Here is a 25,617-nt window from a genome sequence, read left to right as displayed (position 1 = left end):
GATGCGCGATACTGAGTCCCATGGCGGGGGTCCACCGGTGAACGCGATCGACGCGTTCTACGCGGTGTGGACCGATGCGCGGCGCACGTTCGGGGCGGGCACACCCGTGGACGGAGCGCCGTTCGATGCCAGCGCGCCGCTGCGGCAACTGGGCGCCGAGGTCGGTTCCGCGGCGCCGACCGGGTGGTGGTCCGGTGGTGCCGCCGACGCCTACGAGGCGAAGAACGCCGAGCATCAGAGGCTGTTCGGTCGGCTCGCCGACCTCGATGAGCGGCTCGGGCGCACCGTCAGTCGGTCTGCCCAGGTCGTGACCGCGGGCCGGCAGGATCTGGACGCGCTGCGGCAATGGGTGACCGATGCCGCGAACACGGTGCCTCCGGGCGCGGGGCGCGACGCTCAGCTCGCCCGGATCGTGAGCGCCGGACTGGAGCGCCTCAGCGAGATCGTCACCGGTGCCACCGAGGAACTCGGCGACGTCGCGAGAAGCATCGGCGGCATCAAGGACGAGTACGACGCCCTGGCCGGGAGGGAGGAGCTGCCCGTCCACAGTCCCGACGGCGGTGGCCCTCACGGCGATGAACCCGACGAGAAGGCCGATGGCGACAGGACCGATATGTCCTCCGGCGACATCGCCCAGGTCGATCAGGCCAACCGCGAACTGCTGCAGGAGATGCTCGAGGAGTACCGACAGCTGCCCGACGGTCAGGTCAGGGCCGATCGGCTCGCCGACATCGCCGCGATCCAGGAAGCGCTCAAGATGCCCGACTCGCACCTGGTGTACCTGGAAAAGCCTGAGGACCCGTCGCAGATGATCCCGGCTGCCACCTCGGTGGGCGACCCGTTCACCGCCGACCACGTATCGGTCACCGTGCCCGGGGTCAGTGGCACCACCCGGGGCACCATCGCCGGGATGACCGGGGAGGCCGCCGAGTTGCGCAACGAGGCCGTCGACGTCGCCCAGCAGGTCGGCGCCAGCACCGACGTCGCGACAGTCGCATGGGTCGGTTACCAACCGCCGGCCAACCTGGGCCAGAGCTCCGTGCTCAACGATGATCTCGCCCAGGCCGGCGCGCCCAAGCTGACCGCGTTCCTGGGCGAACTGGACGCCGCATCACGCAACCCCGGCCAGACCACCGCGCTGTTCGGCCACTCCTACGGGTCGCTGACATCGGGTATCGCGCTCGGCGACGGCGCCGGCCGGTACGTCGACAATGCCGTGCTCTACGGTTCCCCGGGTTTCCAGGCCACCACCCCGGCGGATCTGGGCATGACCGACGACAACTTCTTCGTCATGGCCACCGCCGACGACCCGATCAACTACATCGCGGACCTGGCACCGCTGCACGGCTGGGGTTCCAGCCCCAACGACATCATCAGCGACGACGGGCGACTGCGGTTCCGGTTCGAACACCTCGACACCTCCGCCGGAGACACACCCATTCCGGGGTACGAGTCGAAGACTGCGGCCTCGGGGCACTCCGATTACGGCCGCAGCGCCGGGGAACGCATGACCGGCTACAACCTGGCCGCGATCCTGCTGGACCGTCCCGACCTCGCCGTGCGGGAAACACCGTACTCATGGAGCCGATGATGCCGACCCGGATGCCGTTCGGCCCGATCCCCGCCGCGCTGCTGTGTACCTCGATTCTGATTGGTGGCTGCTCCTTGACCGAAAACCCCTATGAAACACAGACTGTCGCCGGAGACGAGGCCATCGCGCTGATCGACAGCATGCGAGCCGACGGCAGCTACGAACAGGCGCGGGCGAAACTCAACGACGCCGCGGCTGCCATCGCCGAACGGATCGCCACCGCCACACCCGGCCAGACCTGGCGCTTCACCGATGATCCACATGTGCTGAGAGTCAAGGAAGCCGGGCTGCCCTGCGAGAAGCTGACCGGGGACATCGCCCGCCGTCCGCTGGCCGATTCGGTCACCTTCGGCCGCACCTTCAGCGCCGACGAGTTCGCTGCCGCCAACGGCATCGTCGCCGACGAGGCGGCCAAGTTCGGTGCCACCGACAAGACGTCGCTGTTCGACGACCAGACCAAACGCGATATCGCCATCTCGGGCAACGGCTACGAGTTCACCCTCAGTCAGATCGACAACGCCATCCTCAACATCACCGGAGACTGCTTCCTGATGCAGTCGGTCGTCGATCTGCCGCCTGGACAGTTGCCCCCGGAACCGCCGATCGTGGCTCCCACCACCCCCTCCTGAAGGGCGGCACTGTGGAAACGCCGACCGGCGCACCCGAGCAGGCTCGGATGCGCCGGTCAGCGCGTCGGCGACGTACGACTTACACGTCGTAGTACAGCGAGAATTCGTACGGGTGAGGACGGATCTGGATCGGCATGATCTCGTTCTCCCGCTTGTAGGAGATCCAGGTCTCGATCAGGTCGGTGGTGAACACCCCGCCCTCGGTGAGGTACTCGTGATCCTCTTCGAGCTTGTCGATCACCGATGCCAGTGACGTCGGCGCCTGCGGAATGTTGGCGGCCTCCTCGGGCGGCAGCTCGTACAGGTCCTTGTCGACCGGGGCGAGCGGCTCGATCTTCTTCTTGATGCCGTCGATACCGGCCATCAGCATCGCCGCGAACGCCAGGTACGGGTTGCCCGAGCTGTCCGGGCAGCGGAACTCGAGGCGCTTGGCCTTCGGGTTGTTGCCGGTGATCGGGATACGGACACACGCGGACCGGTTGCGCTGGCTGTACACCAGGTTGATCGGCGCCTCGTAGCCCGGAACCAGACGCTTGTAGGAGTTCACCGTCGGGTTGGTGAACGCCAGCAACGACGGTGCGTGATGCAGGATGCCGCCGATGTAGTGGCGCGCCAGATCCGACAGGCCCGCGTAGCCCGCCTCGTCGTGGAACAGCGGCTTGCCGTCCTTCCACAGCGACTGGTGGGCATGCATGCCCGACCCGTTGTCGCCGAACAGTGGTTTGGGCATGAACGTCACGGTCTTGCCGTTCTGCCACGCGGTGTTCTTGATGATGTACTTGAACAGCAGCACATCGTCGGCCGCGTGCAGCAGCGTGTTGAACTTGTAGTTGATCTCGGCCTGGCCGGCGGTGCCCACCTCGTGGTGGCCGCGCTCCAGCACGAAGCCGGCGTTCTGCAGATTGGTGGCCATCTCGTCGCGCAGGTCGACGTAGTGGTCGTAGGGGGCGACAGGGAAGTAGCCGCCCTTCGGGCGAACCTTGTATCCCCGGTTCGGACTGCCGTCGGCTTCCAGCGGCTCGCCGGTGTTCCACCAGCCGGATTCGGAGTCGACCTCGTAGAAGGTGCCGTTGATCCGGGAGTCGAAGCTGACCGAGTCGAAGATGTAGAACTCGGCTTCGGCGCCGAAGTAGCAGGTGTCGGCGATGCCGGTGCTGGCCAGGTAGTTCTCTGCCTTGCGGGCGACGTTGCGCGGGTCGCGCGAGTAGGCCTCGCGGGTGAACGGATCGTGCACGAAGAAGTTGAGGTTGAGCGTCTTGGCGGCCCGGAACGGGTCGATGCGCGCGGTGGCCGGATCGGGCAGCAACATCATGTCGGACTCGTGGATGGACTGGAATCCGCGTACCGACGAGCCGTCGAAGGCCAGTCCGTCCTCGAACACGCTCTCGTCGAATGCCGATGCCGGGATCGAGAAGTGCTGGACGACGCCGGGCAGGTCGCAGAACCGAATGTCGACGTACTCGACACTCTCGTCCTTGATCAGCTTCATGATGTCGTCGGCGGTCTTTTCTGCCACTGAATGATCTCCTTTGACTTTGGTAGCCCGCCGGTGACGCTATGGACACGATGTTGCGCGGCAGTCAACCGCATGTTGCGTAGACGTTACGCATCCCGCGTGCGGCAGTGAATGAACACTATCGGCCGCCGCCTATCCTTACGTCATGGCCCGCACTATTGGGTCCTGGCTGTCGGGACCGTCGCAATCGGATGACTCCGGCCAACGGTCCACCTATCCAGGCGAACGCCTCGGTCTTCCAGAGACCGGCCCTGGCTCGATCGCGCGATTCGGTCGCCGCATCGGCGCGCTGTGTACCGACTGGCTGGTCTGTTACGGGCTGGCTGCACTGGCGATGACGTTCGGATGGGTGAGTATGGCGGGGTTGTCGACCGCGGTGCTTGTCGTATGGCTCGTGCTCGGTGTGACCTCGGTGCGGTTGTTCGGGTTCACGCCCGGCCAGTTGGTGCTCGGCGTGAAGGTGGTACCGGTGGACAACCGGATGCACGTGGGCACCGGCCGGGCGTTGGCGCGGGGTCTGCTCATCACGCTCGTCATCCCGGCCCTGTTCACCGACGCGGACCTTCGCGGTTTGCACGACCTGGCCACCAAGACGGCCGTGGTGCGCCGATGAGTAGCCCTGTGTCGAGCGGCGCTTGCGCGAAGAGCGATGGACCCGATGAGCGCTTGCGCTCAGCTCTGATGCCGGATCTGTCCGTTCATCATCGTCATGGTGACCGTCGTGGCATGGATGTCGTGTGGGTCGATGTCGAAGATGTTGCGGTCCAGCACGATCAGATCGGCGAGCTTGCCGGTCTCCACTGATCCCACCCGGTCGTCGAGCCTGATCTGATAGGCCGCACCCAGGGTGTTCGCGTGCACTGCCTCCTCGACTGTCAGCGCCTGATCGGCCGGTGCCAGCACGGCCGCCTCCGGATCGCCGATCAGTCGACGGGTGACCCCGATCTGGACGGAATCGAGCGGTTTGTAGGTGGAGAAGTACCCTGCTGCCGGCCAATCCGTGCCCAGTGAGATGCGCCCGCCGGTCCGCAACACATCCTGTGCGCGGTACATCAGGTCCTGCCGGGGTCTGCCGTAGCGGGCCGCCATGTTGATCAGGGTGTCGGGATCGGCCGACATCCAGTTCGCCGAGAATTGCGCGACGGCGCCGAGCTCGGCGAAACGCCGGTTGTCGGGGTGCTCGACATAAACCAGGTGCGCCACGGTGTGCCGGCGATCCCGGGGCGGATTCGCCGCGGCCGCGGCCTCGATCGAGTCCAGGGCGGTCCGCACGGTGCGCTCTCCGCAGGCGTGGACATGCACGTCGAACCCGGCGGCGTCGACGTCGCCGACCAGTCGCCGCCATTGCTCTTCGGTGAACGGGGACGCGCCGACGGAGTCCGGTCTGTCGGCGTACGGTTCGAGCAGCCACGCGGTGTAGCCACCCTGGGTTCCGTCACCGATGATCTTGACGACGCCGACCTGTACCAGCTCGGTGGAGATCCGGGCGCGCAGGTCGCTGAGCTGCGCGACGACATCGTCGACCGGCGGCGATTTGACGCTGTAGGAGGCGACGACGCGGAACGGCAGCGCGCCGCGCGCTTCGACGCCGGTGTACAGGTCGATCAACGCGCCCTGGTCGTCACCGATGGGTGGGACGCCGGCATCGAACACCGAGGTGATCCCGGCAGCCGACGCCTTCGGCAGCCAGCCCTCCATCAGCTCGCCCATCGACTCGGGGGTGATCGGCTCGATCGCGTCGACCAGGCCGAGCACCGCCGCGACTTCGAGCACGTACCCGGTCGGCTCGCCGTCGACATCGCGGACGTAGTAGCTGAACCCGGGGATCGGATCCGGGCTGTCGCGGGTGACACCGGCGATCTGCAGTGCGACGCTGTTGGCCCACAAGCTGTGGCCGTCGATCGCGAAGAAGAACCCGGGCCGATCGGGGAGCACCGCGTCCAGGTCGGCGCGGGTCGGGCCGTTCGGTCCGAACATGTCCACGCGCCAACCGAATCCGCGCACCGGCCCGACCGGGTTGGCTCGCGCGTAGGCGGCGATCGCGTCGAGCGCATCCTGCCCGGTCGGTACCTGCAGATCGACTCCGGTGGACAGGAAAGCCCCGAGAAACGGGTGGATGTGCGCCTCGACGAAACCCGGCATCAGGAGTTGTCCCGCCAGATCGATCACCCGGGTATCCGGTCCGGCCAGGGCGAGCGCACCGGCTTCGTCGCCGACGTAGGTGATGGTGGCGCCGGTGACGGCGACGGCGTCGGCCCACGGGGTCGCGTCGGCCACGGTGTACACCCGGCCGTTGTGGAACACGAAATCGGGATCGGCCGCGGCGTCGGCGTTGTCCTGGCCGCCGGACTCCGGCCCGGTCGCGCAGGCGGCCGCGGTGGCAGTGGCGGCGGTCGCCACCGCCGCCACGCGCAGCATGGCCCGGCGCGACAGTGAGCCCCGGCGACCTAAGGCGGCGAAATGCGGTGCCCACTCGCAGGCGGTGCACACCCGCCGGTCAGCGTCTCCGAACGGTGCGCTGTACCCCGCGCATCTTGGCCTGGGCGGGCAGCGGTCCCTTGGGCATCGCGGCAGGCCCCATCTTGGTGCCCAGCGCGGCCAGCCGGGACTCCAGCGCGTCCATCTGCTTGACGGTGATGTTTGCGGGCAGCTTGGTCAGGTGGCGTTCCAGCTTGGACAGCGGCACCTCGCCTTCACCGTTACCGATGATGACGTCGTAGATCGGAACGTCACCGACGAGCCTGGCAGTACGTTTCTTCTCCTGGGCCAACAGTGGCTTGACCCGCGCGGGTGCCCCCTCGCCGACGAAGATCACGCCCGGGCGGCCGATCACCCGGTGCACGGCGTCGAAGTGGCCGGTCGCAGCGACGCCGGGAGTGACCCGCCATTTGCCCCGCAGGTTGTCCAGCGCCCACGCGGCCGCGCCGGTCTGCCCTTCGGCCTTGCGGTAGACGGACTTCTGGGCGCGCCTGCCGAAGATGATGAAGGCGACCAGCGCACCGAGCACGACGCCGAGTGGGATCAGCATGTACGTCGTGTATCCGCCGGCGTACACGCCCGCGGCGACGGAGACCCCGACGATCAGCACGAACGCGCCGATCATGTACGGCAGCAGCCGCTTGTCCTCTTTGCGCTGGATCTGGAACGCCTGCCACAGCTGACTGCGCCGCTGCTTGGACGCCGCCTTGCGGGCGGCCTTCGCCTCGGCCTTGGCCGCCTTGGCCTCGGCGGGGTTACGCGATTTCGCCATTGGCTCAGGATACTTGCGCAGAGGTCGCCGCCGGAGCGGCTCCGGCCGACCGCGACGCGACCGTTTGCGCGTACAGTTTCCCGGCTCGGTAGGACGACCGCACCAGCGGCCCGGCCAGCACACCGGCGAAGCCGATCTCGGTGGCGTAGCGCTCGTGGTCGACGAACTCCTCCGGATGCACCCAGCGCTCCACGGGATGGTGCCGTGCCGACGGGCGCAGGTACTGGGTGATGGTGACGATGTCGCAACCGGCGTCATGCAGGTCGTGCAGCGCGGTGCGGACCTCCTCCGGCGTCTCACCCAACCCGAGGATCAGGTTGCTCTTGGTGACCAGACCGAAGTCGCGCGCCATCGTGATCACCGACAGGCTGCGGTCGTAGCGGAACGCCGGCCGAATCCGCTTGAACACCCGGGGCACCGTTTCGACGTTGTGCGCCAAGACTTCCGGACGCGACTGGAACACCTCGTCGAGTTGCGCGGGGATGGCGTTGAAGTCGGGGATGAGCAGCTCGACGCCGGTGTTCGGGTTCAGCGCCTTGATCTGGCGGACCGTCTCGGCGTAGAGCCACGCGCCACCGTCGGGCAGGTCGTCGCGAGCCACACCGGTCACCGTCGAGTACCGCAGACCCATCGCGGCGACGCTCTCGGCCACCCGGCGGGGTTCGTCGCGGTCCAGTTCGGCGGGCTTCCCGGTGTCGATCTGGCAGAAGTCACAGCGCCGAGTGCACTGCTCACCGCCGATCAGGAAGGTGGCCTCGCGGTCCTCCCAGCACTCATAGATGTTGGGGCAGCCGGCTTCTTCGCACACCGTGTGCAGACCCTCGCGGCGGACCAGGTTCTTGAGGTCCTTGTATTCCGGGCCCATCTTGGCCCTGGTCTTGATCCACGGCGGCTTACGCTCGATCGGCGTCTCGGCGTTACGGACCTCCAGGCGCAGCAGCTTGCGGCCTTCGGGGACCGCGTGGCCGGCGGCCGGGGATGCCCCCCGCTTGTCGGGGGTGGACCCAGGGGCGATAGTCACTGGGCCGATTCTACGCCCGCCGCGGACGTCACACCGACGGCGATACGGCCGTCGAGGGCGTCGACAACAGCGACCCCGACCCGGTCGATGACGTCCTCGACAGCGACGATGCGCCCCAGCTCGGCGGTCAGCGACGTCACCCCGGCATCACGGATGCCGCAGGGCACGATCGACCCGTACGCGTCGAGATCGCAGTCGCAGTTCAGGGCGAACCCGTGCAACGTGGTGGCCTTGGCCACCCGAATGCCGATTGCGGCGATCTTGCGGGCGGGCCGCAGCCCGTCGCCGGCCACCCACACCCCGGAACGGCCGTCCACCCGGCCGGTCCGCACACCCAGCTCTGCGCACACCGTGATCAGTGACTCCTCAAGGCGCCGAACGAAATTCACGACGTCGAGCGGCTCGGCCAACCCGATGATCGGGTAGCCGACCAGCTGGCCGGGCCCGTGCCAGGTGATCTTGCCGCCGCGGTCGGTGTCGACCACCGGTGTGCCGTCGGTCGGCCGCTCCTCGGCAAGGGTGCGGCGGCCCGCGGTGTAGACCGGCGGGTGCTGGAGCAGCAACAAGGTGTCGGGTCCGCCCGCCGCGCGCTCGTCGGCGATCACGCGCTGAAGATCCCACGCTGCCTGGTACTCGACACTTCCGAGCTGCCGTACCTGCACCGGTGCGCTCTGCGCCCGGATCGAAGCCGCCATGAACTCGACGTTACTCACGGCTGGGCGCGGTGGCGAACGCCAAGGCCTCGCCGATGGTGTGGTGGTGGAAGTGGAAGCCGGCCTGCTCGAGGGCCGCCGGGATCGCGCGCTGACCGCCTAACACGCCTTCGTCGGCGAACTCCCCGAGCGCGATCCGCAATGCGAAACCCGGCACCACCAGTGCGGTGGGCCGGTTCACCGAACGGCCCAGCGCGGTGGTGAACTCGGCGTTGGTGACCGGCGCCGGGCCGGTCAGGTTCACCGGCCCGGAAAGTGCATCGCGCGACACCGCGAACAGCAGCGCCCGCACCTGGTCCTCCAGGCTGATCCAGGACAGGTACTGGCGGCCGTTGCCGAGTCTGGCGCCCAGTCCCAGCGAGAACAGCGGCTTGAGCCGGCTCAGCATGCCCCCCGCCGGCGCCATCACCAACCCGGTGCGGGTCAGCACCACCCGCACACCGGCCTGCACCGCCGCGGTTGTCGCGGCCTCCCAATCGAAGGCGAGCCGGGCCAGGAAATTGTTGCCGGGGCCGGCGGTCTCGTCCACCGGGGTGCTGCCGGTGTCGCCGTAGTAGCCGACGGCGCTGGCGTTGACCAGGACCGGCACCCCGGCCTCGACGACGGCGTTGGCCAGCACCTCGGTCGGACCGATCCGACTGTCCCGCAGGCTCTGCTTGAACGCGCCCGACCACCGCTTCTGCCCGACGTTGACCCCGCACAGGTTCACCACGGCGTCCACACCGCGCAGCGTGTTCGCATCGAACTCACCGGTGTCGGGGTTCCAGAACACCTCGTCGGCGTTCGACGGTGCCCGCCGAACGATGCGGATCACCCGGCGGTCGGTGGCGCGTAGCGCGTAGACCAGCGCCGTACCGATCAGACCGGATGATCCCGCGATTGCGACGACCGAATCTGATGGCATCGACACTGCTGTCTACAGTCCCAGGTCGGCCTCGAAGGCGCCCTCTTCCAGCCGGCGCTTGATCGTCGTCACGAAGCGTCCGGCGTCGGCGCCGTCGATGAGGCGGTGATCGTAGGTCAACGGCAGGTAGCTCACCGACCGCACACCGATCGACTCGTTGCCGAATTCGTCGACGATGACGCGCGGGCGCTTGACGATGGCCCCGGTGCCCAACATCGCCGCCTGCGGCGGAACCAGGATCGGGGTGTCGAACAGCGCACCCTGACTGCCGATGTTGGTGATGGTGAACGTGCCGCCGGACAGCTCGTCGGGTTTGAGGTTGCCTGACCGTGCCCGTGCGGCGATGTCGGCGATCGCCCGGGCCAGTCCGCCCAGCGACAGGTCACCGGCATTGTGGATCACCGGGGAGAGCAGACCCTGCTCGGTGTCGACTGCGAAGCCCAGATGCTCGGCGTCGTAGTAGGTGATCTCCTTGGAGTCCTCGTTGTAGCTGGCGTTGACGTTCGGATGGATCTTCAGCGCGTCGATCACGGCCCGCGCGATGAACGGCAGGTAGGTCAGGTTGACGCCCTCCCGCTCGGCGAACTTCGCCTTCGCCTTGGCGCGTAGGGACACGATCTTGGTCATGTCGACCTCGTGAACCTGGGTCAGCTGCGCGGTGGTCTGCAGCGATTCGCGGGTCTTCTTCGCGGTGATCTGCCGGATCCGATTGGCCTTCTGGGTGGTGCCGCGCAGGTGTGCCAGTGCGCCTTCGGGAGCAGGCGCAGGAACCTTGGCAGGCGCCTCCGCCGCGGGCTCGGCCTTCGCCGACTCCTTCGGCGCCTTGCTGGCCTCCGCGGCGGCCAGCACGTCCTGCTTGCGGATCCGTCCACCGACGCCCGTGCCCTTGACGGTGGCGAGGTCGACGCCGTGTTCACCGGCGAGCTTGCGCACCAACGGGGTGACGTACGGGCTGGACTCACCCGACGGGGCTTCGGCTGCGGCGGGTTTGGGCTCCGGCTGGGATTTGGGCTCGGGCTGGGATTTGGGCTCGGGCTCGGCTTCTTCGGCCGGTTTTGCCGACGGCTTGGTCTGCTTCGGTTCCGGCTCGGGCTCGGGCTCGGGCTCGGGCTCGGGCTCGGGTTCGGGCTCCGACGAGGACTCGGCGCCCTGGTCGCCGATCTTGGCCAGCTCACCGCCGACCTCGACGGTGTCGTCCTCCTCGGCAGTGATCGAGAGCAGGGTGCCCGCGACCGGCGACGGGATCTCGGTGTCGACCTTGTCCGTGGAGACCTCCACGAGCGGCTCGTCGACCTCGACGGTGTCGCCGACATTCTTCAGCCAGCGGGTTACCGTGCCCTCGGTGACCGACTCGCCCAGCTCGGGCATCAGCACCGGGGTTGCCGAACCCGATGATCCACCGCCCTCCGACTTCTTGGGCTGCGGTTCCGGCTCGGGCTCGGGCTCGGGCTCGGGCTCTGGTTCTGGTTCGGGCTCGGCTTCGGGCTCCGGGGTGGAGTCCTCGTCGGCACTGCGGTCACTCTCGCTGTCGCTGTCACCGCCGCTGTCGCTGTCACCGTCACTGGCATCGCCGATCACCGCCAGTTCACCGCCCACCTCGACGGTGTCGTCCTCCTGCGCGACGATCTTCTGCAACACACCCGCTGCGGGCGACGGGATCTCGGTGTCGACCTTGTCGGTCGACACTTCCAGCAAAGGCTCGTCCTCTTCGACCGTGTCTCCCTCCTGCTTCAACCAGCGGGTGACTGTCCCCTCGGTAACGCTCTCTCCGAGTGCGGGCATCTGGACGGAGATGGCCATAGTGTCGTGGCTCCCTTGCACGGTCGTTCGCAGTCTCTGAGCTGTCGTATCCCATCCTGTCACGTCGGCCCCGACGTTTCGCCGCGGACAGGCCTACTCGCCGCTCTGGCACTATCGAAATAGGGCATGACGTGACAGAGCGCGACACGCGGCGGCCGGAAGGAGCGAATCCAGGTGGGCCTGTTCGACAGATTTCGCGGTCGACGCCGAACCGGCAAGGCGGCCAGCGATCCCGCAGCCGACTTGCGCTACCTGCAGGCCTGGGTCGCCGAGCACCACGGAGTGGAAGCGTTCGTCGAACCCAAGACGACCGTCACCGAGGTCACCGTTGTGCTGGTGGCCGCCGACGGCGAATGGACCCGACGCAAAGCCGGCGGCGACGCCGGAGCCCGCAGACTCTCCGACCGCCTGAAGATCCCGGTCTACGACGTACAGAAAGTCGGCTACCCGCAGCGCATGCGCGATTACGACGCCCGCAAACGAGTCGAGCGCAAGCGTGCCGCACGCGAGGAACTCGACCGCTGACCGGCGGGTCGTCCGCTCCGGCTCCGGTACTGTCCGCTCGTGATTGAGCACCGCTTCGTCGACAGCAGCGACGGAATCCGGATAGCCGTGTCCGAGGACGGCGACCCCGACGCGACGCCACTGGTGCTGGTGCACGGGCACCCGGACGACCGGCGGGTGTGGGACGCCGTCACCGCACTGCTGGCCCACCGCTTCCGGATCGTCGCCTACGACACCCGGGGAGCCGGCGATTCCGACGCTCCCGACCGGACCTCGGCATACACGGTGCGGCGGTTCGCCGACGACTTCGCCGCGGTCATCGACTCGCTCGACGGTGCGCCGGTCCATGTGCTCGCACACGGATGGGGAGCCGCCGGGATCTGGGAGTACCTGCAGCGCGCCGACGCCGCCGGACGGGTCGCCTCGCTGACGGCGGTGTCGGGCCCCGGCCTGGCCGCCGGCTACCTGCGCGGCACGGTGACCAAGCTCGGTGGTCCGCGCCGGTTCGGTCGCGGCGTCGGCCAGTTCGCCCGCCTGGCGGCGCACGCGCCCCGCCTGTTGACCGCCAAGCCGTACCGGGCCAACCTGCTGCCCGCCGCGTCGACCGGCGCCCCTGTCGACGTCCCCGTGCAATTGATCGTGTCGGCGCGCGACGAGTCCGTGCCCGAGGACATGGGGGCCTGGGCCACCCGACTGTGGCGCCGCGACATCAAGACCGGCCCGGTCGCGCCCGGGACGCACCCGCAGATCCTCGCTCGGGCGGTCACCCAGCTGGCAGACCACCTCGACGGTGCGCCGGCCGCGCGGGAACTGCTGCGCGCACAGGTCGGCCGGACCCGCACCGCGTTCGGCGACAGCCTGGTGGTGGTGACCGGCGCTGCCAGCGGCATCGGCCGGGAGACGGCGCTGGCGTTCGCCCGCCACGGCGCCGACCTGGTGCTCGGCGACATCGACACCGCAGGTCTGGACGAGAGCGCCGCACTGGTCGCAGCCACCGGCGCTGCGGTCCACAGCTACACCGTCGACGTCGCCGACGCCGCAGCGGTCGAGGCGATGGCAGAGCGGGTCTGTGCCGAGCACGGCGCGCCCGACGTCGTGGTCAACAACGCCGGTGTCGGGCACGCGGGGTTCTTCCTCGACACCCCGGCCGAGGAATTCGATCGCGTGCTCGACATCAACTTCGGCGGGGTCGTCAACGGATGCCGGTCCTGGGGCAGGCGCATGGTCGACCGCGGCAGCGGCGGGCACATCGTCAACGTCGCGTCGATGGCGTCCTACACGCCGGTCAACGTGATGAACGCTTACTGCACCTCCAAGGCCGCAGTGTTCATGTTCTCCGATTGTCTACGGGCAGAACTCGATTCGGCCGGAATCGGGGTCACCACGATCTGTCCGGGCATCATCGGCACCAATATCGTCGACGCCACCAGATTTTCGCTGCCGCAAGCCCGCAGTGCCGAGGCGGAGACGATCCGGCGCCGGGTGCGCAAGGGCTTCGCGGTGCGGCGGGTCGGACCGGACAAGGTCGCCCGCGCCATCGTCGCAGCAGTCCAGAAGAACAAACCCGTACGCCCCGTCACCGCCGAGGCCTACCTCGTCTACGGCCTCTCCCACGCTCTGCCCCAAGTCATGCGAAGTACGGCCCGCGGCGGAAACATCATCTGAGGCAGCGAGTTTCGCCAGCACCCGACCAGCCGCTCGCGGCTGAAGCCTGATTAGCCGCTCGCGGCTCACGCTCGATTAGCCGCTCGCGGCTCACGCTCGATTAGCCGCTCGCGGCTGAAGCCTGATTAGCCGCTCGCGGCTGCGCCTGATTAGCCGCTCGCGGCTATGTCCTCCAGGACCGCGAACATCGTCCGGGTCGGCACCCCGGTACCGCCCTTGGGGGTGTAACCCCACGGTCCGCCGGAGTTGTAGGCCGGTGCCGCGACGTCGATATGGGCCCACTGCACGCCGTCGGCGACGAACTCCCGCAGGTAGGTCCCGGCGACCAACATGCCCGCGAAACGCGAACCGCTCACATTCGCCAAGTCGGCGACCGTCGACTTCAGGTCGTCCTTGAGTTCTTCGGGTAGCGGCATCGCCCACGCGTTCTCGCCGACCTGCTGGGAGATCTCGGCGACTCGGTCGCGGAACTCGTCGCTTCCCATCACCCCCGGAGTCCGGGCGCCCAGCGCCACCGTCTGCGCCCCGGTCAGTGTCGAGGTCTCGATGAGGTAGTCGGGCCCGTCCTCGCATGCCCGCGCTATCGCGTCGGCCAGGATGAGGCGGCCCTCGGCGTCGGTGTTGAGCACCTCCACAGTGGTTCCGCCGTACTGCGTGAGCACATCCCCGGGACGCTGCGCGGTCGACGACGGCATGTTCTCGGCCATCGGGACGTAGGCGATCACGGTGATCGGCAACGACCGCCGGGCCGCGAGCACGACGGTGGCGATCACGGCTGCCGCCCCGCCCATGTCGGAGGTCATGTGGTGCATATTGGCCGCCGGCTTGATCGAGATGCCGCCGGTGTCGAAGGTGATGCCCTTACCGACCAAAGCGACCTTCTTGGCCTTGCGGCCGCCCCCGCGGTGCACCAGCCGCACCAGCCGGGGTGGGCGCGACGAGCCCTGACCCACCCCGACGATGCCGCCGTACCCGTCCTTGGCCAGTGCCTTCTCGTCGAGCACCTCGACCTCCAGCCCCGCAGCCTCGCCGAGAACCTTTGCGCGCTTGGCGAATTCGGCGGGATGCAGGTGGCTCGGCGGGGTGTTCACGAAATCCCGTGCGGTCGCCACCGCGGTGGCGATCTCCTCGGCGTGCGTGGCCGCGTCCTTGGTCGCCGCCTTCGTGTCCGAGGCCAGCACGGTGATCTTGCGCAGTCCGGCGTCCTTGGGTGCGGTCTTGGCGCTGCGGAACTCGGAGAACCGGTAGGCGCCCAGGATCAGGCCCTCGATCGCCGCCTGTAGGTCCAGTTCGGACAGCGTGGTGATCACCGACTCCACCCCGGTCAGCGACCGGGCAGCCGCGCCGGCGGCCCGTCGCACCGTTTCGGCCGGCCAGTCGTCACGGTCCTTACCCAATCCGACGGCCAGCACGCTGCCCACCGGTAGTGACGGCACCACGATTCGGCTCACCTGCTCGCTGCCGCCCTTGGCGCCCAGCGCCTGTAACGCCGCCTCGATCGCGTTGACGGCGTCGGCGTCCAGATGTGCGGTGGCGATTACCGACGCCCGGGAGTCGGCGCCGTCTCCCTCGCTGACGACGGGCACGATCAGTACCGATGATTCGGCGCGGCGCTTGGGCAGCGCGCCGGCAACGGTGACGACAGGAGACTGGTAACCCGCTGAGGTGCTCACGGGGATTCACCCTAGCCATCGGTTCGAACCCCCAGCCATCGGTTCGAACAGCGTCGCGCGACTAGTGTGGTTCGCCGTGAGTGACAACTTGTCGGCTGGCCCTCTGGAGAACCGTCACCGCGAGCTCGGTGCGAGCTTCGCCGAATTCGGTGGCTGGCTGATGCCGGTGTCCTACGCGGGCACAGTCGCCGAGCACACCGCCACCCGCGCCACCGTCGGTCTGTTCGACGTCAGCCACCTCGGCAAGGCGCTGGTCAAAGGGCCCGGTGCGGCCGACTACGTCAACTCGGCGTTCACCAACGACCTGCGCCGGATCGGACCCGGCAAGGCGCAGTACACACTGTGCTGCACACAGGACGGCGGCGTGATCGACGACTTGATCGCCTACTACGTCTCCGACGACGAGATCTTCCTGGTTCCCAATGCGGCCAACACCGCGGCCGTGGTCGCCGCACTGCAGCACAGCGCCCCGGACCAGCTGACGATCACCGACGAACATCGATCCCGTGCCGTGCTCGCGGTCCAAGGGCCCAGATCGGCCGATGTCGTGGGCGGGCTCGGGTTGCCGGTGGACATGGACTACATGGGCTACGCCGACGCCGAGTTCGGCGGCGTGCCGGTGCGGGTGTGCCGCACCGGATACACCGGCGAACACGGCTACGAGCTGCTGCCGGCCTGGGAGCAGGCCGAAGTGGTGTTCGACGCGCTGGTCGAGGCCGTACGGGCAGCGGGCGGTGAACCGGCCGGACTCGGCGCGCGAGACACGCTGCGCACCGAGATGGGTTATCCGCTGCACGGCCACGAGCTGTCGCTGGACATCTCCCCGCTGCAGGCGCGCTGCGGTTGGGCGATCGGGTGGAAGAAGGACGCGTTCTGGGGTCGCGACGCGCTGGTGGCCGAGAAGGAGGCGGGCCCGCGGCGCACCCTGCGCGGTCTGCGCGCGGTGGGCCGCGGCGTGTTGCGGCCGGACCTGACGGTGCTCGACGGCGACACCCCGATCGGCCTGACGACGTCGGGAACCTTCTCTCCCACTTTGAAAGTCGGGATCGCACTGGCCCTGATCGACACCGCCGCCGACATCGCCGACGGCGCGCACGTGGCGGTGGACGTCCGCGGACGGCAGGTGGAATGCGAAGTGGTCAAGCCGCCGTTCGTCGACACCCGGACCCGCTGAGACCGCACCCCAAAAACCGTTGGCCAGCGGGTTATACAATCGCCTGCATGACTGATCGCCTCGAGTTCACCGTCGATCGCAACGCGAATCCGGCGAGCGACGAGGTACGCGCCGAGATCCTGGGCAACCCCGGTTTCGGGAAGTTCCACACCGACCACATGGTGTCCATCGACTACACCGCGGGCCAAGGCTGGCACGACGCCCGTGTCATTCCCTACGGCCCGATCGAGCTGGACCCGTCGGCGGTCGTTCTCCATTACGCGCAGGAGATTTTCGAGGGACTGAAGGCCTACCGCTGGGCCGACGATTCCATCGTGTCGTTCCGGCCCGAGGCCAACGCCGCGCGGCTGCGGAGCTCGGCGCGACGGCTGGCCATCCCCGAACTGCCCGAAGAGGTCTTCATCGAGTCGCTGCGGCAGCTGATCGCCGTCGACGAGAGGTGGGTGCCACCCGCCGGCGGCGAGGAATCGCTGTATCTGCGGCCGTTCATCATCGCCACCGAGCCGGGACTCGGCGTCCGCCCGGCCAACTCCTACCGCTATCTGGTCATCGGCTCACCCGCGGGCGCCTACTTTCCGCGCGGTATCAAGCCGGTCAGCGTGTGGCTCTCGCACGAGTACGTGCGCGCCTCGCCCGGCGGCACCGGGGCGGCCAAGTTCGGGGGCAACTACGCCGCGTCGCTGCTGGCACAGGCCGAGGCCGCCGACCACGGGTGCGACCAAGTGGTGTGGCTCGATGCGATCGAGCGCCGCTATGTCGAGGAAATGGGTGGTATGAACCTGTTTTTCGTCTTCGGCAGTGGCGGCACCGCGCGTCTGGTCACCCCCGAGCTGTCCGGTTCGCTGCTACCGGGGATCACCCGGAACTCGTTGCTGCAGTTGGCCACCGATGCCGGGTTCGCAGTCGAGGAGCGCAAGATCGACGTCGATGAATGGCAGAAGAAGGCCGCCGCCGGCGAGATCACCGAAGTGTTCGCATGCGGGACGGCCGCGGTGATCACGCCGGTGTCCCATGTCAAGCACGGGGACGGCGAATTCACGATCGCCGACGGAGAACCGGGCGAGATCACCATGGCGCTGCGCGACACGCTGACCGGAATCCAGCGCGGTACGTTCGCCGACACCCACGGCTGGATGGCCCGGCTGTCCTAACGGATCGCCAGACCGATGGCCGCGATGGTCGTCGTCACCTCCACGGTCGCGCCCAGGACATCGCCGGTGATACCGCCGAACCTGCGGACGCAGTGCGCGACGAGTACGGTGCTGGCCGCCAGCGCGAGCAGCACCACCAGCGGTCCCTGCCACGGTCGCACACCCGCCAATGTGGCCAGGCCGGTGACCGCCACGATCCAACCCGCGACCACCCAGCGCGGCTGGGTGCCTGCGACCAGGGACCCCAATGTGCTGCCCGGCGCGGCCGGCACCCCGCCCCGGCACGCGGCGACCACGGCCACCCGCCCCGCCAGCACCGCGACAAGCACCGCGAGCCAGCCGGCATGCGCGAACGCCAGCGACTGCACCACGATCGTCACCGTCACCGCGGCGGTGCCGAACGGGCCCGAGCTACCGTCCCGCATGACCGCCAAGGCCCGCTCGGGCGGTCCGTAGCAGCCCAGGGCGTCGACGGTGTCGGACAACCCGTCGATGTGCAGTCCGCGGGTGGCCAACAACAACACCGCGACCGCCGACGCGCCGGCCAGCGCGCTGTGACTCCCGAAGGCCCAGAAGCCGGCCCACAGCACCGCGGCCGCCAACGCGCCCAGTGCCGCGCCTGCGAGCGGCAACGCCGACAGCACCCCGCGGCCCGCGCCGACCGCCAACCTCGACGGCGTGGGCAGTATCGTCGCGAACGCGAAAGCGCCCGCCACAGAACGCATCACAGCCCTAGGCCTCGCTGATTCCGGCTTCCTCGAAGGTGGCCATCGACCCGAGGGTCGCGACGGCGGCCCGCAGCACCGGCAGTGCCACCAGCGCGCCGGAACCCTCGCCGAGTCGCATTCCCAGTTCCACGATCGGCTCCAGCTCCAGCTGTCGCAAGGCCAGCGTGTGCGCCGGTTCGGTGGATCTGTGCCCCGCCTGCCACCAGAGCCTGGCGCCCGGCGCCAGCCGGTCGGCGGCCAGCGCCGCGGCCGTCACCACCAACCCGTCCAGCAGCACCGGGGTACGGCGCACCGCGGCCTGGGCGCAGAACCCGGTCATCGCCGCCAGGTCGGCACCGCCGCAGATGCGCAGCAGCGCGATGGGATCGGCGGAGATCCGCCGGGTGCGGTACAACGCGTCGCGGATCGCGGCGGTTTTGCGCGCCCACCCGGCATCATCGATCCCGGTGCCCCGGCCGACGACCGCCACCGGCTCCGAATCGGTCAGCGCGGCGACCAGCGTGGTCGCCGGCGTGGTGTTTCCGATGCCCATGTCGCCGGCGACGAGCAGATCGGCTCCGGCGTCGACCTCTTCGTCGGCGATGCGCCGCCCCGCGTCGATCGCCTGCACCACCTCGTCGGGCGTCAGCGCATCCTCGACGGCGATGTTGCCGCTGGAGCGCCGAATCTTGTGGGCGCCGACCTCGGCCGTCCACGGCTCGTCGGTGTCGACGGCCATATCGGCGACCCGCACCCCCGCTCCGGCGATCTCGGCCAGCACGTTCACCGCGGCGCCACCAGCAGCGAAGTTGGCCACCATGGCCGCGGTCACCGCCGGCGGATAGGCCGACACGCCCGCGCCGGCGACACCGTGGTCGCCGGCGAACACCACCACGCGGGCCCGCTCGAACTGCCTGGGCGGGCATTCGCCCTGGCACGCCGCGACCCACACCGAGAGGTCCTCGAGGCGTCCCAGCGATCCGGCCGGTTTCGTCAGCGCCGTCTGCCGTCGCCGTGCGGCCGCCGCCGCGTCGGCGTCGGGTGCGGCAATGTCAGGAAAGTACGCCACCTGCGGCGTCACGCCACGCGGGTGCCGCGTTCGACCTGTGGCCGCGGCGCCCGCATCCGGCGCAGCTGCGAGGCGCGGCTGGCCGCATAGAAGCCGAGCTTGAAGCCCGTCTCGGTGTTGCCGGGGAACTTCTCGTCTGCCATCCGGTTCACCTTGCGACCCAGGAAGAAGCCGTCGAGCACCATGACCAGCACCAGCACCAGCATCGCTGGTGACAGGAAGGCCTGGACCTGCACCGACGGTGCCGCCAGCATGACGAAGATCAGGAACAGCGCCGACGGCATGAACAACCCGAGCAGGTTGCGCCGCGAATCCACCACATCGCGGACGTAACGGCGGACCGGGCCGCGGTCACGGGGCAACAGGTAGGCGTCCTGGCCGGCCATCATCTTCTCGCGCCGTTCGGACATCTCGGCCCGGCGCACCAGACGCTCGGCCTTGCGCTCCTCCCGGGACAGCTTCGGCCCGCGCATCTCCTTGCGTCGCTTGCGGGCCTCGGCGCTCGTCATCGGCGCGGGCGCCACCGGGCCACGCCGGCGGGCGGCCTCACTGCGCTTGGGAGTCGGCTTGCCCTTGGGTGGCGTCGTCGTCGGCCGCTCACCCGCCGCGGCCGAAGGGGCCGCCGCCTTGTCGTCGGTAGCGGACTCGGAGTCACCCGAGTCCCCGGCGTCGTCGTTGTTACGGCCCAGCAGTTTCACGTCTGCCAGATTACTTTGCGGTCGGCGGCCGACCAATCCGTGCCGCTCTGCGCCCCGGCACCCCGACGTCATAGTCTGCCGGGGTGGCCGCCACCGACACCGACGCCAGGAACATCCTCATCGCCCCGGATTGCTTCGGGGACAGTCTGACCGCCGTGCAGGCCGCGCGTTGTATCGCCGAAGGCTGGGAGCGCGCCCGCCCACGAGACGTGCTGACCCTGGCGCCGCAGTCTGACGGCGGACCCGGATTCGTCGACGTGCTGGCGACTCGACTGGGGGAGGTGCGCACGGCGACGGTCAGCGGCCCGTTGGACACCGACGTCGAGGCCCGGTGGGTGTTCGACGCCACCCCGCCGGGCACCGCCTACATCGAGTGCGCCCAGGCGTGCGGGCTGGCTCTGCTCGGCGGACCGCCGACGGTGCGGACCTCACTGGAGGCGCACAGTCGCGGGGTGGGTCAGCTGATCGCGGCTGCCCGCGCCGGCGGAGCGCGCCGGATCGTCGTGGGGCTCGGTGGCAGTGCCTGCACCGACGGCGGGCGCGGCATGGTCGAGGCGCTCGGCGGACTGACCGCAGCGCGGGAACTCCTCGACGGTGTCGAGCTGATCGCCGCCAGTGACGTCGAGCACCCGTTGCTCGGTCCGCGGGGCGCCGCGACGATTTTCGGGCCGCAGAAAGGAGCCGACCCGGACGCGGTCGCCGTGCTGGAACAGCGGATGACCGCCTGGGCAGAGCAGCTGAGGGTGGCTGCCGGCCGGGTGGTCACCGACGACGCGGGGGCGGGCGCCGCCGGCGGTATCGGGGCGGCGTTGCTAGCCCTGGGCGGTAGGCGCGAGTCGGGCGCGGCCATCATCGCCGAGCACACCGGCCTCGACGCCGACGTCGCCGGGGCGGACCTCATCATCACCGGTGAGGGCCGATTCGACGACCAGTCGCTACACGGCAAGGTGGTCAGCGCCCTGGCCGCGGGCGCACGGTCGAGGCGGACGCCGGTGCTGGTGCTGGCCGGTCAGGTGACCCTGGACACCCAGGCGCTGCAGGACGCGGGTATCGCGGCAGCCCGTTCGGTCACCGATCGGGCCGGATCGGTGCAGCGTGCCATCGAAGATGCCGCCGAGCAGCTGACCGGCCTGGCCTCCGACGTCGCCGCGGACTGGGGATAGCTGGGGGAATACCGCCGCGACGGGGTACCGTTGAGGCAGTGGGGCCAACGTCGTACGTTCACGCGTACAACCCGTCGTAAGCCCACCGGCGGTCCCACCCACGTACATCCACACGGGAGATTCCATGACTGTTCAGGACGAGTCGGCAGTGCAGGCAGGTCAAGCCACCGACGCCCAACACGGTGTGACCCTGACGGATGCCGCTGCCGCCAAGGCCAAGGCTCTGCTCGACCAGGAGGGTCGCGACGACCTCGCGCTGCGCATCGCCGTTCAGCCGGGCGGGTGCGCGGGTCTTCGTTACAACCTGTTCTTCGACGACCGCTCGCTCGACGGCGACCTCACGGTCGACTTCAACGGTGTCGAGCTCACTGTCGACCGGATGAGCGCGCCCTACGTCCAGGGCGCCACGATCGACTTCGTCGACACGATCGAGAAGCAGGGTTTCACCATCGACAACCCCAACGCCACCGGTTCGTGCGCCTGCGGCGACTCGTTCAACTGATCGAAGCAGTTCGCCGCAACCGATCGGGGCGTTTCAACCGGTCGGTTCGGCGGGCTGTCGGGTCGGCGACTCAGTACTGACCGGCCGTGCGCGGCAGGTAGGAACACACCAACACCTGATCGTCGATCGACAGCACCTGAGCGACGGCCTGCTCCTCGGCCTCGCTGGGCCGGTTACGGGACGAACCGGTGGCCGGCTCTACGCGCATCGTGAACAACACCTGGGCCTGGGTCGGTGAGGACAGCACCATCTTGTCGATCGACGTGACCTCGGCGCTGTCGTACTGCTTACGGAACGCATCGCTGGACAGGCTCGCGAGCGCCAGATCGGAACGGCGCTCCTTGACCGCATCGAAGAGGCCGCACAACGTGTGGCGGGCCACCGCCTCCTCATCCCCGTCGGTCAGCGCATCGAGGTAATTCTGAATCGCGGCCTGCGCCGACGTCTCCGTCAGCGCACCGGTCGCGACCGCGCCACCGCGCCCGCCGGTGAGCGCCACAGCGGCGATCACGCCGGCCAGCACGACAACCGCGACGACGATGACCGCGGCGACGATCCAGGGTCGCTTGCGGTTCGGGTACTGCACCGGCGGGGGCAGTGGCCCCGGATACGCGGCAACCGGGCCGTCTTCCGGATAGGGCGTGCCCAGCGGCGGATAGGTCTGCGGGGGATAGGGCTGCGGGTACATCTGCGGGCCGGGTGGTCCTGCGCCATAGGGAGGCGGGTAAGGACCGGTCATAGATTAGCTCCCGGGGAAGTCGATCGGATCCTGCGGCATCTACAGTGACCGGGCAGGCATTTATAGGCAGGTTAGCGCACAGGCCGGCGGTGACCCCGTCGGCAGCGCTGCCGAAGCGGGCCCGACCTGGCGCCTCGAAAGGTCCACCGGCCCGGCCGACACTAGGCTGAAACGCCGAAACGACGAAGGGTGAAACTGCGTGACCATTGCGGTGACCGGATCGATAGCAACTGATCATCTGATGCGCTTTCCGGGGAAGTTCTCCGAGCAACTGCTCGCAGACCACCTGCAGAAGGTGTCGCTGAGCTTTCTCGTCGATGACCTCGTCATGCATCGCGGCGGCGTCGCGGGCAACATGGCGTTCGCCATGGGCGTCCTCGGCGGCCGCCCGGTGCTGGTCGGAGCCGTCGGCGAGGACTTCGACGACTACCGCCAATGGTTGACCTCGCACGGCGTCAACTGCGACAGCGTGCTGGTCTCGCAGAGTTCGTACACCGCGCGGTTCGTGTGCACCACCGACGAGGACATGGCCCAGATCGCGTCCTTCTATCCGGGCGCGATGTCGGAAGCCCGCAACATCAAGCTGGCTGACGTGGTGTCACAAACGGGCACACCGAATCTCGTGATCGTCGGGGCCAACGATCCGGAGGCCATGTTCCTCTACACCGAGGAATGCCGGAAACTCGGACTCGCCTTCGCCGCCGATCCCAGCCAGCAGTTGGCACGTCTGTCCGGGGAAGAGATCCGCAGGCTGATCGGCGGAGCCACCTATCTGTTCACCAACGACTACGAGTGGGATCTGCTGCTGCAGAAGTCCGGTTGGTCGGAGGCCGAGGTGATGAACCAGATCCAGTTGCGGGTGACGACGCTGGGGGAGAAGGGCGTCGATCTCGTCGGACGCGACGGCACCTTCGTCCACGTCGACGTGGTGCCCGAGACCCACAAGGAGGACCCGACCGGCATCGGTGACGCTTTCCGGGCGGGCTTCCTCACCGGCCGCGACGCCGGCCTGTCGCTGGAGCGCTCTGCTCAGCTGGCCTCCCTGGTGGCCACACTGGTGCTCGAAGCTTCCGGGCCGCAGGAGTGGACCTGGCACAAGGAGTCTGCCGTGGAGCGCCTGTCCGGCGCCTACGGGGCCGATGCTGCCGCGGAGATCGCCGCCGCCCTGTAGTCGGCGACAGTCACAGCTGCACCGGGTAGGTCGGCTCGCTGATCTGCGGTGTGATGCTCCTGTCGACGAAGATCGCGTACCAGAGCATGAAGATCAGCACCGTCCACAGTCGGCGGCTGTGATCGCCGGCGCCGCTGCGATGCTCGTCGAGCATGGCACGCACCGCGGTCAGGTCGACGAGTTCACCGGCGCCTGACGTCCCGATCATGGCGTAGGCCCAGTCGAGCAGTTCGCCCGAACGCAGCCAATGCCGGATCGGCACCGGGAAACCGAGCTTCGGCCGGTTGAGCACGTGGGCGGGAACGATCGGCTCCAGCGCGCGGCGCAGCGCGTACTTGGTCGTCGACCTGGTGATCTTCTGGTCGTAGGGCAGCCGGGACGCCACCGCGAACACCTCGGGGTCCAGGAACGGCACGCGCAACTCCAGGGAGTTGGCCATCGTCATCTTGTCCGCCTTGACCAGGATGTCGCCGCGCAGCCAGGTGAACAGGTCGATGTGCTGCATCCGGGCCACCGGGTCCCAGCCCTGCGACCGCGCGTACAGCGGGGCAGTGACGTCGGTGTGCAACCACTCCGGCCGGAACCTGGGCAGGACCGCGCGCAGCTGCGCGTCGGAGAAGCTGCGCGCGTTTCCGTAGTAACGCTGCTCGAGGGTCAGTGAGCCTCGGTGTAACAGACTCTTGCCCCGCATGCCCTCCGGCAGCGGACCGGCCATTCTGCCGACCGATCTGCGCAGGCCTCGGGGCAGATAATCGAAGGGCTTCAACGACAGTGGTTCACGGTAGATCGTGTACCCCCCGAAGAGCTCGTCGGCGCCCTCCCCGGACAACACCACCTTGACGTGCTTTCGGGCCTCTTTGGCGATGAAGTACAGCGGCACCAGCGCCGGGTCGGCGACGGGTTCGTCGAGGTACCAGACGATCTCGGGGAGTGCCGCGACGAACTCCTGCTGGCTCACCACTTTGGTGACGTGCCGCGCCCCAATCGCCTCGGCCGAGGCGACAGCGACGTCGACCTCGGAGAACCCTTCCCGCTCGAAGCCGGTCGTGAACGTGATCAGCCGCGGGTTGTGGCGCATCGCGAGCGCGGCGATCGCGGTCGAGTCGATACCCCCGGACAGGAACGCACCCACCGTCACGTCGGCGCGCATGTGTTTGGCCACCGAGTCCTCCAACACCGCGGTGATCTCGTCATAGCGGGCCTGGTCGGCGCCGGACCGGCTGGAGAACGGCACCGCGTCGAAGCGGGGCTCGAAGTAGCGCGTCACCACCGGGGGGTTGCCCGGGCGGACCCGGGCGAAGCTGCCGGATTCCAGTCTGCGGATGCCCCGGTGCAGGGTCTCCGGTTCCGGGACGTACTGCAGCACGGTGTAGTGCTGGACGGCGCGCTCGTCGATGCCCGGGTCGATGCCGAGACGGTCGGCCACGTCGAGCAGACATTTCTTCTCACTGCCCACCGCGGTGCCCCCCGGTCCGGTGGCCAGATAGAGCGGCTTGATGCCGAACGGATCTCTGGCGCAGAACAGTTCCTGCTCCACGCTGTCCCACAGCGCGAACGCGAACATCCCGCGCAGCCGGGTCAGCGAGTCGGCCGCACCCCAGTGGTGATAGGCCGCGACGATCGCTTCGCCGTCACCGTCGGTGTGGAACTCGGCGCCGAACTCCCTACGCAGGGCGTCACGCAGCTCCAGGTAGTTGTAGATCTCTCCGTTGAACACCAGCGAGTAGCGGTTCGGCGCGTCCGGCGGCCCCCACCGCAGCGGTTGGTGACTGTGGGCGATGTCGATGATGGAGAGTCGGTTGAAACCGAGCACCACACGGTCGTCGTTCCAGGTGCCCGGCTCGTCCGGGCCGCGATGGCGCATCTGGGCCGTGGCGGCCGACACCGCGTCGACGGTGGTGGGGGAAAGGTCAGAGGAAGGGTCGGTGACCAGCGCCAGCAGTCCGCACACCGCGCCAGTATGCCTAATCCCGCGGA

At 68.7% G+C, this 25,617-nt stretch carries 23 protein-coding genes; 10 read left to right on the top strand and 13 right to left on the bottom strand.

The window, feature by feature from the left end; translation table 11 throughout:
• Nucleotides 1–37: 37 nt before the first annotated feature.
• Together ACNUDN_RS17385 and ACNUDN_RS17380 are read left to right on the top strand one after the other, a co-directional pair.
• On the top strand, nt 38–1,591 hold the full coding sequence (locus ACNUDN_RS17385; RefSeq protein ID WP_419123057.1) for an alpha/beta hydrolase: 1,554 nt from the start codon (nt 38–40) through the stop codon (nt 1,589–1,591).
• Nucleotides 1,591–2,220, top strand: a complete 630-nt coding sequence (locus tag ACNUDN_RS17380; RefSeq protein ID WP_419123056.1) for an LppA family lipoprotein — start codon at nt 1,591–1,593, stop codon at nt 2,218–2,220. Before ACNUDN_RS17385 ends, ACNUDN_RS17380 begins: the two co-directional genes overlap by 1 nt.
• Nucleotides 2,221–2,299: 79 nt before the next feature.
• Here ACNUDN_RS17380 and glnA read toward each other — a convergent pair whose 3' ends face one another.
• A complete protein-coding gene (glnA, locus tag ACNUDN_RS17375; protein WP_419123055.1) occupies nt 2,300–3,736 on the bottom strand; it encodes a type I glutamate--ammonia ligase in 1,437 nt (478 codons plus the stop codon).
• Between the two features lie 145 nt (nt 3,737–3,881).
• Between glnA and ACNUDN_RS17370 the strand changes: the two genes are divergently transcribed.
• On the top strand, nt 3,882–4,349 hold the full coding sequence (locus ACNUDN_RS17370) for an RDD family protein (RefSeq protein ID WP_419123054.1): 468 nt from the start codon (nt 3,882–3,884) through the stop codon (nt 4,347–4,349).
• Between the two features lie 59 nt (nt 4,350–4,408).
• On the opposite strand, the gene ACNUDN_RS17365 is transcribed toward ACNUDN_RS17370, so the two are convergent.
• The 6 genes from ACNUDN_RS17365 to sucB form a co-directional block, all read right to left on the bottom strand.
• Complete coding sequence (locus ACNUDN_RS17365; protein ID WP_419123053.1) at nt 4,409–6,226, bottom strand: amidohydrolase; 1,818 nt, start codon at nt 6,224–6,226, stop codon at nt 4,409–4,411.
• Nucleotides 6,227–6,233: 7 nt separating this feature from the next.
• On the bottom strand, nt 6,234–6,986 hold the full coding sequence (locus tag ACNUDN_RS17360) for a DUF4191 domain-containing protein (RefSeq protein ID WP_419123052.1): 753 nt from the start codon (nt 6,984–6,986) through the stop codon (nt 6,234–6,236).
• A 4-nt stretch (nt 6,987–6,990) separates the two neighbouring features.
• Nucleotides 6,991–7,926, bottom strand: coding sequence for a lipoyl synthase (lipA, locus tag ACNUDN_RS17355; protein ID WP_419125197.1), 936 nt, complete (start codon nt 7,924–7,926; stop codon nt 6,991–6,993).
• 77 nt (nt 7,927–8,003) lie between these two features.
• Nucleotides 8,004–8,702 carry a lipoyl(octanoyl) transferase LipB gene (lipB, locus tag ACNUDN_RS17350; RefSeq protein ID WP_419123051.1) on the bottom strand — a complete coding sequence of 233 codons (699 nt, stop codon included), beginning with the start codon at nt 8,700–8,702 and terminating at the stop codon, nt 8,004–8,006.
• 10 nt (nt 8,703–8,712) lie between these two features.
• Complete coding sequence (locus tag ACNUDN_RS17345; RefSeq protein ID WP_419123050.1) at nt 8,713–9,624, bottom strand: TIGR01777 family oxidoreductase; 912 nt, start codon at nt 9,622–9,624, stop codon at nt 8,713–8,715.
• 12 nt (nt 9,625–9,636) lie between these two features.
• On the bottom strand, nt 9,637–11,424 hold the full coding sequence (gene sucB / locus ACNUDN_RS17340; protein WP_419123049.1) for a 2-oxoglutarate dehydrogenase, E2 component, dihydrolipoamide succinyltransferase: 1,788 nt from the start codon (nt 11,422–11,424) through the stop codon (nt 9,637–9,639).
• Between the two features lie 174 nt (nt 11,425–11,598).
• On the opposite strand from sucB, the gene ACNUDN_RS17335 reads away from it, so the two are divergent.
• Nucleotides 11,599–11,949: an oxidoreductase gene (locus ACNUDN_RS17335; protein WP_419123048.1), complete on the top strand. Its 351-nt coding sequence runs from the start codon at nt 11,599–11,601 to the stop codon at nt 11,947–11,949.
• Nucleotides 11,950–11,988: 39 nt separating this feature from the next.
• On the top strand, nt 11,989–13,593 hold the full coding sequence (locus ACNUDN_RS17330) for an SDR family oxidoreductase (RefSeq protein ID WP_419123047.1): 1,605 nt from the start codon (nt 11,989–11,991) through the stop codon (nt 13,591–13,593).
• 149 nt (nt 13,594–13,742) lie between these two features.
• Here the strand turns inward: ACNUDN_RS17330 and ACNUDN_RS17325 are convergent, their stop codons facing one another.
• Nucleotides 13,743–15,266, bottom strand: a complete 1,524-nt coding sequence (locus ACNUDN_RS17325; protein WP_419123046.1) for a leucyl aminopeptidase — start codon at nt 15,264–15,266, stop codon at nt 13,743–13,745.
• Between the two features lie 76 nt (nt 15,267–15,342).
• On the opposite strand from ACNUDN_RS17325, the gene gcvT reads away from it, so the two are divergent.
• Nucleotides 15,343–16,440, top strand: coding sequence for a glycine cleavage system aminomethyltransferase GcvT (gene gcvT / locus ACNUDN_RS17320; protein ID WP_419123045.1), 1,098 nt, complete (start codon nt 15,343–15,345; stop codon nt 16,438–16,440).
• Nucleotides 16,441–16,487: 47 nt separating this feature from the next.
• Nucleotides 16,488–17,591 carry a branched-chain amino acid aminotransferase gene (locus ACNUDN_RS17315; RefSeq protein WP_419123044.1) on the top strand — a complete coding sequence of 368 codons (1,104 nt, stop codon included), beginning with the start codon at nt 16,488–16,490 and terminating at the stop codon, nt 17,589–17,591.
• Here ACNUDN_RS17315 and ACNUDN_RS17310 read toward each other — a convergent pair.
• The 3 genes from ACNUDN_RS17310 to ACNUDN_RS17300 are packed head-to-tail and all read right to left on the bottom strand — an operon-like array spanning nt 17,588 to nt 20,065.
• Nucleotides 17,588–18,319, bottom strand: a complete 732-nt coding sequence (locus ACNUDN_RS17310) for an adenosylcobinamide-GDP ribazoletransferase (RefSeq protein WP_419123043.1) — start codon at nt 18,317–18,319, stop codon at nt 17,588–17,590. The two genes, ACNUDN_RS17315 and ACNUDN_RS17310, sit on opposite strands and share 4 nt — an antisense overlap.
• 4 nt (nt 18,320–18,323) lie before the next feature.
• Nucleotides 18,324–19,367 carry a nicotinate-nucleotide--dimethylbenzimidazole phosphoribosyltransferase gene (cobT, locus tag ACNUDN_RS17305; RefSeq protein WP_419125196.1) on the bottom strand — a complete coding sequence of 348 codons (1,044 nt, stop codon included), beginning with the start codon at nt 19,365–19,367 and terminating at the stop codon, nt 18,324–18,326.
• A gap of 8 nt (nt 19,368–19,375) precedes the next feature.
• Nucleotides 19,376–20,065 carry a DUF3043 domain-containing protein gene (locus ACNUDN_RS17300; RefSeq protein WP_419123042.1) on the bottom strand — a complete coding sequence of 230 codons (690 nt, stop codon included), beginning with the start codon at nt 20,063–20,065 and terminating at the stop codon, nt 19,376–19,378.
• A gap of 83 nt (nt 20,066–20,148) precedes the next feature.
• Between ACNUDN_RS17300 and ACNUDN_RS17295 the strand changes: the two genes are divergently transcribed.
• Both ACNUDN_RS17295 and ACNUDN_RS17290 read left to right on the top strand, forming a co-directional pair.
• Entirely contained in the window at nt 20,149–21,228 is a 1,080-nt protein-coding gene (locus tag ACNUDN_RS17295; protein ID WP_419123041.1) for a glycerate kinase family protein, read from the top strand.
• Between the two features lie 124 nt (nt 21,229–21,352).
• Nucleotides 21,353–21,730: a HesB/IscA family protein gene (locus tag ACNUDN_RS17290; RefSeq protein WP_419123040.1), complete on the top strand. Its 378-nt coding sequence runs from the start codon at nt 21,353–21,355 to the stop codon at nt 21,728–21,730.
• 70 nt (nt 21,731–21,800) lie between these two features.
• Here ACNUDN_RS17290 and ACNUDN_RS17285 read toward each other — a convergent pair whose 3' ends face one another.
• A complete protein-coding gene (locus tag ACNUDN_RS17285) occupies nt 21,801–22,469 on the bottom strand; it encodes an Rv0361 family membrane protein (RefSeq protein WP_419123039.1) in 669 nt (222 codons plus the stop codon).
• Nucleotides 22,470–22,668: 199 nt separating this feature from the next.
• Here ACNUDN_RS17285 and ACNUDN_RS17280 point away from each other — a divergent pair, with 199 nt between their 5' ends.
• A complete protein-coding gene (locus ACNUDN_RS17280; RefSeq protein WP_419123038.1) occupies nt 22,669–23,640 on the top strand; it encodes a carbohydrate kinase family protein in 972 nt (323 codons plus the stop codon).
• Nucleotides 23,641–23,650: 10 nt separating this feature from the next.
• Here the strand turns inward: ACNUDN_RS17280 and asnB are convergent, their stop codons facing one another.
• Complete coding sequence (gene asnB, locus ACNUDN_RS17275; protein WP_419123037.1) at nt 23,651–25,591, bottom strand: asparagine synthase (glutamine-hydrolyzing); 1,941 nt, start codon at nt 25,589–25,591, stop codon at nt 23,651–23,653.
• Between the last annotated feature and the right edge of the window lie 26 nt (nt 25,592–25,617).

The sequence above is a fragment of the Mycobacterium sp. smrl_JER01 genome, assembly GCF_048513595.2.
Lineage (GTDB): Bacteria > Actinomycetota > Actinomycetes > Mycobacteriales > Mycobacteriaceae > Mycobacterium.
This window is presented reverse-complemented; position numbering and strand designations above follow the sequence as displayed.